Origin of the sequence: Sandarakinorhabdus sp. (assembly GCF_040398665.1) — a bacterium.
In the GTDB taxonomy this organism is placed as follows: domain Bacteria; phylum Pseudomonadota; class Alphaproteobacteria; order Sphingomonadales; family Sphingomonadaceae; genus Sandarakinorhabdus.
This window is the reverse complement of the sequence record NZ_JBBATQ010000003.1, coordinates 39,292-52,400: the sequence shown is the minus strand read 5'-3', so window position 1 is coordinate 52,400 and position 13,109 is coordinate 39,292. Positions and strand designations below refer to the sequence as shown.

Genomic DNA, 13,109 nt, shown 5'->3' with positions numbered 1-13,109 from the left:
GAACCAAAGTGCTTCAATTCACCCCTCGCCCGCATCAAAGCGAACCCGGCTCCATTTTTCCGGTTGGTGCGTGTCATAAACGCCGTGGCTGTTCAGCGCCCAGGCCGGATGCGGCATCACTTCGCCGCCGCTGAGCAGCAGTTTCTGGAAACGCCCCAGGAACATGCGCCAGATGTCGCCATCGGCCGGCGGCAATTGGCGGCCGTCGGCGAGCAGCGCCAGGCTGGCCCAGGGGATGGCAATCTCCAGGCTCCAGCCAGAATCGCGGTCGCTGTTGTCGTTCAATGTGCCCTGCACCTGCACCGCGGTCTGCAGGCCCGGCATGTCAAACCCGGTGAACGCCCAGCGCACGCCGCGCGGATGCGTGCCACGCCAGAAGGTCGGCCCGCTGCGATCATAATCGCCGCCAAAGCTGTAGGTGTTTGCATCATAGAGATCGAACTGCGCCGTATCGAACCGGCTGCCGCGCGTGAACGCATCGCGCCAGATGAAGAACACTTCATACACCGTATTGGCGGCGTTGACTTCCAGTTCATAATAGCAATCACCGCCATCGATGAGCAATTCCAGATCATTCTCGGTGAAGATGATGCTGTCGCGCGTCGTCAGTCGGGCTTCGACAAAGGGCTCTTCAACCTGGAACGCGATGTAAAGATTGCGATCGTTCCACAGGATCGCCGTTCGCGTTTCGAACAAGCCCGGCGCACCGGTTGCCATGTCGACAAAGCTGTCGCTCCATGCCGCCGTTGCCCAAGCCGGCTTGCCGAGATCGCCATCAACAACCAGATCGCCTGCAATCCGGCGTGCGATACAGTCCACCAACCCAGCCTCCCTCGTTGAAAGCCCAGCGCCGGCCGCTGCCGCGCCACAGCAAGAGCTTGAGCATGGCCCAGCCGAAATTTCCAGTTGGCTGGCGGCGGGGACCATCCAACTGCGCTTCATTCAGCGCCCGAATGGACGCCTATCATGGTGTCCCTTTCGCCGGCTGAGGGCGTACGGCTAGAGCCGGACGCTCGCCAACAGGCGCAATCGCAGCGGCGGCGCCGGGAAGCCGGCGGCATCCTGCCAGTCGCCATCCAGCAGATTGTCAGCGGCCAGCCTGATGGCCAGCGCGTCCGTCGCCTGCCAGCGCGCATCCGCCGCCAATTGCCCATAGGCCGACAAGCGCTGCCGCCCGCCGGGCACCGATTCATCATCGCGCGCGCCGACCTGGCCGGCGCGCAGATTGGCGGCAAGCCGGTTGGTCACCTGCCAGCGCACGGCGACATTGGCGCGCCAGCGCGGCCGCAGCAGCAGACCAGACCCGCCGGCCGTATCGCGCGGCCAGATATGCTGCACGGCCAGATCGAACTGCACGTCGCCCAGTTGCTGGGCCAGACTGGCCGAAATCCCGTCCACCGCGACGCGGCCGCGATTGACCAGCGCCGGCGCCGGCTGAAAGATGAAATCGATGAGATCACGATAGCGCGCGACAAAGCCGGTCAGGCGCACGCGGGTACGATCCTGTTGCCACATGAGCGCCACATCGGCCCGTCGGCCGGATTCAGGCCGCAGCGCCGGGTTGCCGACCAGCGGATTGGCCAGCGCGTAGAAGCTCGGCGCCTTGAAGCTGCTGCCGGCCGACGTCTCGACCCGCCAGCCGTCGCCCAGATCGACCGCCGCTGCGACCCGGCCGGACAGTCGGGCCTTCAGGCTGCCGATGCGATCGACGCGCAGCGCGCCCTGGCCCGCCACGGCGCCGGCGCGGCTGGCGATTTCGGCAAAGCCGGCCCAGGCCGCGCGGTCGAGCCGATAGGCAGTGGGCAGCGCGAAAAAGCCGAAATCCAGTTTGCCGCTGGATCGGCCATTCTCGTTGCTGCCCTCGATGCCGGCGGCAATCTGTGTCGTGCCGGCCGTCCACGCCAGGCTGGCCTGGCCGATCAGGCGATCATAGCGCGTCTCATCCGTGCTGGCGGGCAGGCCACCCGGATTGCTGGCCGCGCCAGCCACCCCAGGGCTGGCGAGCGTATCGCTGCGCCCCAGCCAATTGGCGTTGAGATCGAGGATCAGTCCCGCGCCCACGATCTGGCGGGTCCGCGCCGCAGCCAGAAGTTCGCGCGCCCGGCGGGTTTCGGCCAGGCGGCGTGTCGCAAGCAACGCGCCGCCGCTGGCATCGGGAAAGCCGGCCGAATCGATATCGTTGAAGCGCAGCAGCAAGCGATCGCCGCCGGTATCGCGTACCACCCGCAACACAGCGGTGCGCGCCACGAACCGGGCCAGCGGCGTTGGCGTGCCGTCATCGTCGATCTGGCCGGTCAGGCTGCCCCCCCAGCCGCCGCCGATCGGGCCGGACACGCCAGCGGCCAGCGTGTGGCCACCGCGGGTAATGCCGCCGCCCTGCGCGATCAATTCCAGCCGATCGGCGGGGGCCCGCGGCGTGATCGCCAGCACGCCGGCCAGCGCCCCCGAACCATGCACGGCCGACAGTTGCGCCGGCAGCAGATCGATGCCGGCCAGGCCAAAGCTGCCGATCTCGGCAAGATTGACCGCACCGCCGCGCGAACTGGTGGCGTTGTTGATCGGGACGCCATCGAACAGCACCAGCGTGAAATTGGGATCGGCGCCGTCCAGCGTGGCGGCCGCGAAGCCGCTGCGTCCGCCCGGCTGCGCGATGAACAGGTTGGGCACGCCTGCCAGAGCCGAGGCAACGCTGCCGCTGCTGTCGAGCGTCTCGGCATCGATCCGGATCGGCGCAGACACCGGCGGCAGGCGCGAGGCGGTGACCACCAGGGGCGGCGCGGTGGCGGCCAATTGGGCCAGCATCAGGACAACAAGCGACATGGATACTCTTTTGCTTCAGCGGCGACGGAACAGGTGCCAGATGGCATGGCCCAGCGCCGGCAAGGCGATCGCCCCCACCAGCGCCGGCCCCGGATTGCCGGCAGATGACGCGGCGCCCAGCCCGGCCCAGGCGATGGCGAGCGCCGCATTGGCCGGCACGATGGCCAGCAGGAACGGGGCCCACGCCATGCCCGCGGCGCCGGCCATGATCACCACCGCTTCGGCCACCACCGGCACCGGCCGGCTGAGCAGCAGCGCCAGCGGACCCAGGGCGTGCAGCCGCGGGTTCAGCGCCGGCATGGCCGCGTCACCCAGCAGCCGGCTGGTCAGCGCCCGACCCGGATAGCGGCCCAGCCAATAGCCCAGCAGCGCCCCGGCCATCAGACCCAGCCAGATCGCCGTGGCCCCGATCACGGACCCCAGCGCGCTGCCAGCGGCCACCGCGACAATGCTGGATGGCACGGGCAGCAGCGGATCGAGCGCAAGGAGCAGCACCACCAGCCCCATCACCAGCCATGGCCGATCCGCCAGGGCGGTCGCGGTTGCAAACGCCAGCCGCGCCACATCTTCGCCGATCAGCGCCCAGGGCAACAGGATCGCGGCCAGCAGGCCAGCCAGCAGCACCAGCCACCGCGCCCGTCCCGCCCATATTGCTTGCATCTGCCCTTTGCTCCAGGCCGGGGGCATGCGGCACGTCGTCCGCACCGTCAAGCCGACACAAACGTGGCTTGCACGCGGCGCATACTATATACAGTATGGAATTGCCAAGCGCCGCCGCCTGCGGCACGAAGGCACCATCTGCAGGATGAAGACCATGGCACATCGCAGGGCCCTGAACGGCGCCTTTTTCACGCTCCTGGCCGCACCTTTGTTGCTGGCCGCGACCAGCCTGACCGCGCCGCCGCGCAGCGAACTCAATCGGCCCTGGCCGTTTTTCGAATCCAGCGAACCCGATGAGCCGGCGGTCCGCACCCCGCGCGAAGCGCTGAAAAGCTTTGCCATGCCGCCGGGCTATGCCGTGGAACTGGTGGCGGCCGAGCCGCTGGTGCAGGATCCGATCCTGATGGAATTCGATGGCGATGGCCGGCTGTGGGTGATGGAGTTGCCGGGCTGGGCGCACAATCTGTCGATGGACAACAGCCTTGAGCCGGTGAATCGGCTGGTGGTGCTGGACGATACCGACAATGACGGCGTGTTCGATCGCCGCACCGTGTTTGCCGACAAGCTGGTGCTGCCGCGCGCCTTCAAGATCCTGGCCGGCGGCTGCGCGCTGATCGGCGAACCGCCCACCTTGTGGAAAGCCTGCGATACCGACGGCGATCTGAAGGCCGACACCAAGGTGAAGGTGACTGACGGCTTTGCCCGGCTTGGTGTGCTGGAACATGGCGCCAACGGCTTGTTCTGGGGGATGGACAATCTGCTGGTCGTGTCGGAGCATGAATGGAATCTGGCGTACAAGGCCGGCCAGTTCGTCACCGTGCCAGGCCTGCGGCGCGGCCAGTGGGGCGTGACCCAGGATGATGCGGGACGCATCTATCGCAACGTCAACACCGATCCGCTGTTCGTCGATTATCTGTCGCCGGATTATTATGCGCGCAATCCGGATCTGGTGCGCACGCGCGGCCTGTATGAAAATCTCGTCGATCAGGAAAAGACCAACATCTGGCCGGCCCACCCCACCTTCGGCCTCAATCGCGGCTATCGGCGCGAAGTGTTCCGCGCCAACGGCACCGCCAGCTATTATGGCGGCGTGTCTTCGCCGCTCATCTATCGTGGCAACCGCCTGCCGGCCGATGTGCAGGGCATGGGTTTTGTCGCCGATGGGGCCACCAACATCGTCCACCTGCTGCGGCTCAAGGATGATGGCCAGGGCCGCAAGCAGGCCGAGGATTATTACGCCAAGGGCGAATTCCTCGCCTCCAACGATGTGCGCTTCCGTCCGACGGCGCTGGCCAGCGCGCCCGACGGCAGCATCTACATTGCCGACATGTATCGCGGCGTCTCGCAGGATGGCCCGCTGCAGACCGATTATCTGCGGGACTATATCACCAAGCGCGGGCTGTCGCGCGGCACCGGCCACGGCCGCATCTATCGCGTCGTCTATCTGGGCCCTGATGGCCGCGCCGTGCCGACTGCCCCGGTGGCACGGCCGCAGATGAACCGCGACAGCAGCGCCGCGCTGGTCGGCCACCTGTCCAACCCCGACGGCTGGTGGCGCGACACCGCCCAACAATTGCTGGTGCAGCGCGCCGATCCGACCACGGTGCCGTTGTTGGCGAAACTGGCCCGCGATCGCAATGTGGACTGGCGCACTCGCCTGCACGCGCTGTGGACGTTGCAGGGCATGGGCCGGATGCAAGTCGATCTTGCCCAACTGGCGATGGCCGATCCGCGGCCGGAACTGCGTGCCGCCGGGCTGCGGCTGGCCGAACCCTGGCTGGCCACCGCCGCCGCCAAACCGATGAAGGCGGCGCTGGCATTGGCCGGTGATGCCAATTGGCAGGTGCGCGTACAGGCCGCCGCCAGCCTGGGCGTGCTGCCCGCCGAACAGCGCATGGCGCCGATGATTGCTCTGCTGACAGCGCATGGCGATGATCAGGTGCTGGTCGATGCGGCGGTGTCGGGCATGAAGGACGGCGAAATGGCCGTGCTTTCGGCGCTGGCGTCGGCGCCGGCAACGCCGGCCGATGCGCTGGCGATGCTGTCTGGTGCGCTGGCCAAGCGCCGCGAAGGCCCCGCCGGTCAGGCACTGGTGGCGATGGCCAGCAACGAGTCGCTGACGCCGCAGGCCCGTGCCGCGATCATGGATGGGCTGGCGCTGGGCTTTGCCGGCGGCGTACAAGGCGGCGGCAATGCCGTGGCCGGCGGTCGCGCCGGCGGCAATATCCCCGGCGTGTCGCGCCCGCGCAGTGGCGGCAACCGTTTTGATCTGGCCAGCGAACCAACAATGCTGACCCGGCTGGCCGACACCGCCGGCGCCCTTGCCGAACCGGCGCGCAAGCTGCTGGCGCTGGTCAACTGGCCGGGCCGGCCGGCGCCACCGGCGCTGCCACCGCGCAGCGCTGCCGAAGAAGCCCTGTTCGTGCGCGGCCAGGCCATTTATACGGAGCAATGTTCAGGTTGCCATCAGGCGCAGGGCCAGGGCCAGGCCACGGTGGCCCCGCCGCTGGCCGGTTCGAAACGGGTCGCCGCCAATGGCGACGTGCCGGTGCGCATCCTCACCAACGGGCTGGAAGGCAAGATCGGCCTGATGCCGCCGTTGGGCGGCGACATGACCGACGAGGAGGTCGCTGCGGTGCTGACCTATGTGCGCCAATCCTGGGGCAATACCGGCGCGCCCTTGCCGCCGGCGGCGGTGAAGGAATGGCGGCTGGCCTTTGCCCACCGCACCATGCCCTGGTCGGAAAAGGATATCGACGCACCGCAGCGGTGAGGCGATGATCGCAGCTGCACAGGTCTGCCGCAGCCGCGGTGGCCACCGGGTGGTGGACGATGTGTCGTTCAGCGTGGCAGCCGGCGAAATCGTTGGCCTGATCGGCCTGAACGGTGCTGGCAAGACCAGCCTGATCGATTGCCTGGCCGGGCTGGCCGCACCGGATGAAGGCCAGATCCGCGTGGCCGGGCATGCGCCGGGCAGCCGCGCCGCCCGCGCCGCCACCGGCACCCTGTTGCAACAGCCCGGCCTGCCGGCGCGGCTGCGCGTGGCGGAGACGATGGCGCTGTTTGCCGGGCTGCAGGGCCGGCCGGTTTGCCCGAAGCTTGCAGCCGCGCTGGGCCTGGCGGCAATCGCCGACCAGCGGGTGGACCGGCTTTCGGGCGGCCAGCGCCAGCGGCTGGCACTGGCGCTGGCCTTGCAGCATGACCCGGCGGTGATCCTGCTCGATGAACCGGCCACCGCGCTCGATCCCGGCATGCGGCGCGATCTGGCCGCCCTGCTGGCTGACCGGCGCGCGGCGGGCGCGGCAATCCTGATGGCCACCCATGATCTGGCCGAAGCCGCCAGCCTGTGTGACCGGGTGCTGGTGATGGCCGGGGGGCGGCTGTTGACGGGCGGACGCCCCGCCGATCTGATCGCCGGCCTGCCCAGCAAGATCCGGATGGTGACGGCACAAGCGTTGCCAGGGGCCGAAAGCGCCAGCATCGAAATCACGGCGCAGGATGTGGCGGCCGCCGTGCGCCAGTTGCTGGCCCAGGCTGGCGACGTGCCGGTGCTGGAGCTCAGCGTGACCAGCGCCAGCCTTGCCGATGTCGTGCTGGCAGCACAGGAACAGCCGCATGGCTGACATCCCGTTCCGGCCGCTGCTGTGGGCCAATCTGCTGGCCACGCTGCGCAATCCCATGGCGCTGATCTACGGCTGGCTGTTCCCGCTGTTCTTTCTGGTCGGGTTCTGGGCGCTCTATGGCCAGGATCCGGTGCCGCTGGCGCTGCATGCCGGGCCGTTTTTCACCATCACCATCCTGGGCAGCGCCGCCTTTGGCCTGCCGACCCAGATGGTGGCCGAGCGCGAAGCCGGGCTGTGGCGCCATTTTGCCCTGACCCCGGCGCCGCGCTGGCGCTTCGTCGCGGCGCTGGTGCTGGCGCGCGCCCTGTTGCTGGCCGGCGCGCTGATCGTGCAGCATTGGGCCGCCCGAGGCCTGGGCATGCCGCCGCTGCCGCACCCCGTATCCACCGTGCTGGCGCTGGCCACGGCCAGCCTGTGTTTCCTGTGCATCGGCGCGCTGATCGGCAATCTGGCTCCGAATGTGCCGGCCGTGCAGGCGCTGGGCCAGTGCATCTTCCTGCCGATGCTGATCATCGGCGGCGTGGCGGTGCCGCTGGCCAGCCTGCCGGAATGGGCCTTGCCCTTGTCCAACCTGTTGCCCGGCCGCCATGCGGTGGTGGCAATCCAGACCGCGGTGACCGGCACCGGCACGCGCGCCGCCGGATTCGAGCTGGCAGCGCTGACTGGCCACGGCCTGATCGCCCTGCTGGCGGCGGTGCTGCTGTTTCGTTGGGAACCGGCCGCGCCGCCGCCCGCCGGCCGGCGCGGCCTGTGGCTGTTGCCCCTGCTGGCGCTGTGGCTGGCACTGGCCGCCGTCGCGCAGCAGCGCCAGCGATCGGTGCCGGCCGCGCCGGACACCGCGCCGGCCGGACAGGTGGCGGATTATCTGGCGCCGGTGACGTCAGACGCGACCCGTGCAATGGTGGCAGCGTCCGCCCCCGCCGCGCCGCCAGCCACCACGCCGAAAGCGTCGCGTCCACAGGCTGGCCTGCGGCCCGCAGCGCCGGCCACCGCAGAGGCCCCCGCCGCGCTGGCGCTGCCTGCCGAACCGCCGCTCGATCTGGACCGCATTGCCTTTGAACGTCTGCCCGCCGATGCCGGGCTGGTGGCGCCCATCGCCGCCGAGCCGCCGGATGAGGCGCTGGCCAGCGCGCTGGCCCGGATCCGCCGCCAATTGGAACGCTGGCCACCGGCGACGGCCGGGCCGCCCGAACAGCAGGTGCGCACCCTGCTGCTGATCGCCGCCGTACCCGATCTGCTGCAGATGGACCCGCTGGAACGCCATCTGCCCTTGCTGGTGGAAGCCGAATTGAAGCAGCGTTTTGCCGCCGATGTGCTGGCGCGCCTGCTGTTCGAAGCGGCGTTGCACCCCGATGCCCTCAGTGTGGCGGCGCGCAGCGAATTGCCGGCCATTGGCCTGCCTGCCCATGCCGGGCCCGAGGCGCCCTTGCGCGGCCGGGTGATGCTCTATGCCTTCAAATTGCTGGGCCGGATCACCGGCCGCCGGGTCGGCGATCCGCCGCTTCCCGATCAGCGCGAATAGGCCTCGCTGGCGCCGGTGCGTGGATTGGTGATGGTGATGCGGGCATCGCGTCCAACGCTGATCAGCAGATTGCCATGGTCGTCCCGGCCGGCATTGGCGATGCGCGCTGGCAGCGTGTTGGCGGTCGGGCTGCGCAACGCGGCATGGAGTTGCCACAATGCGGATTGCGGCAAGGCCAGGTAGCGTTGCAGCACGGCGGCATCGCCGCCCTTGGTCGGGCCGTTGTTCATCACCACCACCCGCGGGGCCAGGCTGGCGAGCAGGGCCGGCGGATTGGACAGGTCACTGCCATGATTGTCGGCAAACATCAGATCGGCGCGCCCGATGCGATTGACCGGGCACACCAGCGCATGGGCCGGAGTCCAGGTGAGATCGGCCAGGCTGGCGATCCGCGCCTTGCCCCAGCGCAGCATCAGGCTCAGCGAATTGAGATTTTCCACCTCACCATTGTCCACCTTGGTGGCCGGGGTGTCGCAGGCCTGGCCGGGCGTGCCGGCGCCTGGCAGCGGTGAGAGGATCGCGACGCCATCGCTGGTGACGGCGGTCAGTTCCAGCCCGCCGATGCGCAGCCGCTGCCCGGCGGCCAGACGGCGGTGCTTCACGCCGGCGATGGCGGCGGTGTAAAGCGGATAGAGCGTTGCCGGCGCGTTGGCGAGCTGCGCCGGGTTGAGACCTTCGCGCAGTGGCTCGCGATTGGGGCCGTGATCGATCACCTCGCCGATCGGCATCAGCTTGAGCAGATCGAACAGTCCACCGACATGATCGACGTGGAAATGGCTGATCACGACATGGTCGATCCGCATCAGCCCGGCACTGCGGGCAGCCGCGACAATGCGTTCGGCGCTGGAGGGCGACGGCGGCACCGGCGGTTCGCCCGGTGCCGCCCGCGGGCCGCCACGCCCCGTCGGCCAGCCGGTATCGATGAGCAAAGATCGGCCCTCGGGCGTGATGTAGAGTGTGGCGGCCCCGCCATCGACATCGATGCTGATGATCTTCAGATCGTCCGCCTGCACGGGCGCTGCCGCCAGCAGCAGGGCCAGTGCCAGGCGTTTCATTTCACCACACCAAAGGCAAACACCGTGGACGAGAGGAAGGTCTCGCCCGGCCGCAGCAAGGTCGAGGGAAATTCCGGCCGGTTCGGCGTGTCGGGGAAATGCTGGGTCTCAACCGCGATGCCATCCCCCTGGCGTAGCATCAAGCCGCCGGCCGCCGCCTGGCTGCCGTTGAAGCCATTGGCGGTGTAAACCTGCATGCCAGGCTCGGTGGTGCTGATCGCCAGCCGGCGGCCAGAGACGGGATCGACCAGTTCGGCTGCCGGGCGCAGCGTGCCGGGTGCGCCGTCGACGACAAAATTATGATCAAGGCCCTTGGTGTTGAGCATGTGCGGATGCGAACTGCGCAGCGCCGGGCCGATGGGCTTTTCCTGCTGGAAATCGAAAGGCGTGCCGGCGACGGCCGCGATCACGCCTGTCGGCAGATTGCGTTCACTGGACGGCGTGTAGCGGCTGGCGTGCAGCCGCAGCCGGTGCGCGTCGATCGGCGCGCTGCCATGGCCACCAAGGTTGAAATACGTGTGGTTCGTCACATTGACATGGGTCGGGCGCGTGGTGGTCGCGCGCCAGTCAATGCGCAATTCATTGGCATCGTTCAGCGTGTAGGTGGCGGTAACCGCCATCGCGCCCGGAAAGCCATTGTCCCCATCCGGGCTGTTCAGGCTGAGCGCGACGCCGGCCGTCGTCGCGGTCTGGAAACTGCGCGCCGCCCACAGCTTGGTGCCCCAGCCGCCGCCGGTCTGGCTGGTGCCGCCGTGGATGGTGATGCCGGTTTCGGGATTGGCCGGCAGCGCGAACCGCTGGCCATCGATGGTGAAGCCACCGCCGGAAATACGGTTGGCAAAGCGGCCGATCAGCGTGTTGAACGAGCCGCCGCGATCCCACGCGTCGAAATCCGGCCGGGTCAGCACGACATTGGTCAGCTTGCCGGCGCGGTCCGGCACCGAGACTTCGGCAATGGCGCCGCCGCGGGTGAGGATGACCACGCGCATGCCGGCGCGGTTGGTCAGCGTGATGGCATCCACCACTTCGCCCTTGGCGTTGGTGCCCAATGGCGCGACGACGGCCGTGCCGGCCAGCGCCGGTGTGGCGGCCAGCAAGGCGGAGATGGCAACAATCGGCTTCATGGCAACGGCTCCAGACGGATGACGAGGCCGGGCGTCGGCGCCGATAGCGATTGGCCGGTGCCCTGCCCCGTCGGCTGTTGCACCAACACATAGAGCAGACCATCGGGCCCGGTCGTCACCGCGCGCACGCGGCCATAGGCCTTGAACAACACTTCCTGATGGGCAATGCGATCCCCGTCCAGCACCAGCCGGCGCAACTGCTGACCGGCCAGCGCCGCAACGAACAGATTGCCGGTCCAGCCCGGATAGCGCGCCGCCTGCTTGCCGCCCGGCCGGTAAAGATGGATGCCCGACGGTGCGATGGTTGGCGTGTAATAGGTGGCCGGGCCGATCATGCCGGGCGCCTCACGCGCCGAGATGCCGGGCTGCATGCCCATCGTCGCGACGCCCCAGCCATAGTTGACGCCGGGGCGGATCAGGTTGATCTCGTCGCCGCCGCTGGGGCCATGTTCGGCCTCCCACAGCCGGCCAGCCGCATCGAAGGCGAGGCCCTGCGGATTGCGATGGCCATAGCTGAGGATGCTGGGCACAGCGCCCGGCGTGTTCACGAACGGATTGTCGGCGGGAATGCTGCCGTCGCGGTTGATCCGGTGCAGCTTGCCCAGCCCATTGCCGAGCGTCTGCGCATTCTTCATGTCGCCGCGCTCGCCGATGCTGAACAGCAGGCGCCCCTGCGCATCAAAGGCGAAGCGCGCGCCATAATGCGAGCCGCTGGCAGTGTATTGATCCACCGGCGCCTTGAACAGCGTCTGCTGGTCGGTCCATTCGCCGGCCTTGTTGAGCCGGCCGCGCACGATCACCGTCATCGACGGGTGATTGGGCGGCCGCTCGCCGGGCTTCAGCACCGGCGGCGGCGGCAAGACATAACCTGGCTTCAGTTCTGCCAGGCTGAGATAGATCCAGCCGTTGCTGGCGTAATCCGGATCGACGGCGACATCCAACAGGCCGGCATCCTGCCGTTCCCACACCGGCGGCGTGTTCCTGACAGCGTCCGCCAGCAGACCGGCCTTGGCGTCGATGATGCGCAGGCGGCCGGCGCGTTCGGTGACCAGCAGGCGGCCATCGGGCAGGAAGGCCAGGCCCCAGGGCGTGTCGAGCCCGCGCGCCAGCACCTTGATGCGGAATTTCTGCTGTTCGGAGGCGATCACCGCGCCATCGGGATCGGCCACGAACTGCGGGCGCGGGCCGGCGGTGTCGGCCTCCAGCCGCAGCCAGGCAATCAACTGCCAGACCTGGTCGGCCGGCAGCATCTCGCCAAAGGCCGGCATTTCGGCGCCGTCGACACCCTTGGTGATGATGCGGAACAGATCCTCGTCGGAGCGATTGCCGAGCAGGCGCTGATCGAACAGATTGGGCGCGCGACCGGTGGTGCCCGGCGCACCGTGGCAGCCGCTGCAATTTTCGGTGAAACGCTCACCGACGATACGCTGGAGTTCACGGCCGCTCAGGGCGGCGGCCGGTGGCCCAGGCGGCGGCGGTGGTGGCGCCTGGGCCACCAGCAATCCTGCCGCCAGAGCAAGGCCAGTGGCCAGACCCAGCCGATTGATCATCGCGCCGTCCAGCCGCCGTCAATCAGGATATCGGTGCCGGTGACAAAGCCGGCCAGATCGGAACAGAGATAGGTGACGAGCGCGCCGATCTCCTCCACCTTGCCCCAGCGCCCGACCGGCAGGCTGGCCAGGAAGGCGGCGTTGGCGGCCGGGTTGTCCATCACCGCCCGGTTCATTTCGGTGCCGAACGGGCCGGGGCTGATGGCGTTGACCGTGATGCCTTCGGCCGCCAGTTCCAGCGCCAGCGCCTTGGTCAGGCCGAGCAGGCTGGCCTTTGCCGAGGAATAGGCCGTGCGGCCGGGCAGCGAGATATGCGCCATGATCGAGGCGAGATTGATGATGCGGCCATAGCCCGATCCCATCATGCCCGGCACAAAGGCGTGGCAGGCGAGGAAGGTGGAGATCAGGCTGGAATCGATGACGCTGCGAAATTCGGCCAGGCTGAATTCCACCAGATTCTTGCGGATGTTGGTGCCGGCCGAATTGATCAGGATTTGCGGATTGGGGCTCCAGGCGTTCACGTCTGCAACCAATGCCGCGACGCTGGCCTCATCGGTGACATCAGCGGTGAAGGCGGCGGCATCGACACCCTCGGCCGCAAGCGCAGCGACAATGGCATCAAGCTTGGCGCGGTTGCGCCCCACCAGCGCCAGCCGGGCTCCGGCCGCGCCCAGCGTGTGTGCCATCGCCTCCCCAAGACCGCCGCTGGCGCCAATGATCACGGCCGTGCGGCCCGCGAGTGAAATCTGCATGCT

General features: G+C 68.5%; 10 protein-coding genes. 3 read left to right on the top strand and 7 right to left on the bottom strand.

Going from position 1 to position 13,109, the window contains the following annotated elements; all coding sequences use genetic code 11:
- Positions 1 to 18: 18 nt before the first annotated feature.
- The 3 genes from ABWP22_RS05340 to ABWP22_RS05330 all read right to left on the bottom strand — a co-directional run bounded on the left by ABWP22_RS05340 (position 19) and on the right by ABWP22_RS05330 (position 3,480).
- Entirely contained in the window at positions 19 to 819 is an 801-nt protein-coding gene (locus tag ABWP22_RS05340; protein WP_353198926.1) for a carbohydrate-binding family 9-like protein, read from the bottom strand.
- 180 nt (positions 820 to 999) lie between these two features.
- Complete coding sequence (locus ABWP22_RS05335; protein WP_353198925.1) at positions 1,000 to 2,820, bottom strand: TonB-dependent receptor plug domain-containing protein; 1,821 nt, start codon at positions 2,818 to 2,820, stop codon at positions 1,000 to 1,002.
- Between the two features lie 15 nt (positions 2,821 to 2,835).
- A complete protein-coding gene (locus ABWP22_RS05330; RefSeq protein WP_353198924.1) occupies positions 2,836 to 3,480 on the bottom strand; it encodes a VTT domain-containing protein in 645 nt (214 codons plus the stop codon).
- Between the two features lie 154 nt (positions 3,481 to 3,634).
- On the opposite strand from ABWP22_RS05330, the gene ABWP22_RS05325 reads away from it, so the two are divergent.
- From ABWP22_RS05325 to ABWP22_RS05315, 3 genes are read left to right on the top strand one after another with little or no spacing between them, the layout of a single operon-like run.
- Complete coding sequence (locus ABWP22_RS05325) at positions 3,635 to 6,253, top strand: DUF7133 domain-containing protein (protein ID WP_353198923.1); 2,619 nt, start codon at positions 3,635 to 3,637, stop codon at positions 6,251 to 6,253.
- A 4-nt stretch (positions 6,254 to 6,257) separates the two neighbouring features.
- Positions 6,258 to 7,103: an ABC transporter ATP-binding protein gene (locus ABWP22_RS05320; protein WP_353198922.1), complete on the top strand. Its 846-nt coding sequence runs from the start codon at positions 6,258 to 6,260 to the stop codon at positions 7,101 to 7,103.
- The gene (locus ABWP22_RS05315) at positions 7,096 to 8,625 is read left to right on the top strand and encodes an ABC transporter permease (protein ID WP_353198921.1); all 1,530 of its coding nucleotides are present in this window, start codon (positions 7,096 to 7,098) and stop codon (positions 8,623 to 8,625) included. The genes ABWP22_RS05320 and ABWP22_RS05315 overlap by 8 nt, the downstream gene beginning before the upstream one ends.
- Here the strand turns inward: ABWP22_RS05315 and ABWP22_RS05310 are convergent.
- Genes ABWP22_RS05310 through ABWP22_RS05295 form a run of 4 tightly spaced genes read right to left on the bottom strand, consistent with a single transcriptional unit; the run spans position 8,613 to position 13,106 of the window.
- The gene (locus tag ABWP22_RS05310; protein ID WP_353198920.1) at positions 8,613 to 9,680 is read right to left on the bottom strand and encodes a ComEC/Rec2 family competence protein; all 1,068 of its coding nucleotides are present in this window, start codon (positions 9,678 to 9,680) and stop codon (positions 8,613 to 8,615) included. The two genes, ABWP22_RS05315 and ABWP22_RS05310, sit on opposite strands and share 13 nt — an antisense overlap.
- Positions 9,677 to 10,804, bottom strand: a complete 1,128-nt coding sequence (locus ABWP22_RS05305) for an aldose epimerase family protein (RefSeq protein WP_353198919.1) — start codon at positions 10,802 to 10,804, stop codon at positions 9,677 to 9,679. Before ABWP22_RS05305 ends, ABWP22_RS05310 begins: the two co-directional genes overlap by 4 nt.
- Positions 10,801 to 12,354 carry a PQQ-dependent sugar dehydrogenase gene (locus ABWP22_RS05300; RefSeq protein ID WP_353198918.1) on the bottom strand — a complete coding sequence of 518 codons (1,554 nt, stop codon included), beginning with the start codon at positions 12,352 to 12,354 and terminating at the stop codon, positions 10,801 to 10,803. Before ABWP22_RS05300 ends, ABWP22_RS05305 begins: the two co-directional genes overlap by 4 nt.
- On the bottom strand, positions 12,351 to 13,106 hold the full coding sequence (locus ABWP22_RS05295; protein WP_353198917.1) for an SDR family NAD(P)-dependent oxidoreductase: 756 nt from the start codon (positions 13,104 to 13,106) through the stop codon (positions 12,351 to 12,353). Before ABWP22_RS05295 ends, ABWP22_RS05300 begins: the two co-directional genes overlap by 4 nt.
- Positions 13,107 to 13,109 lie beyond the last annotated feature (3 nt).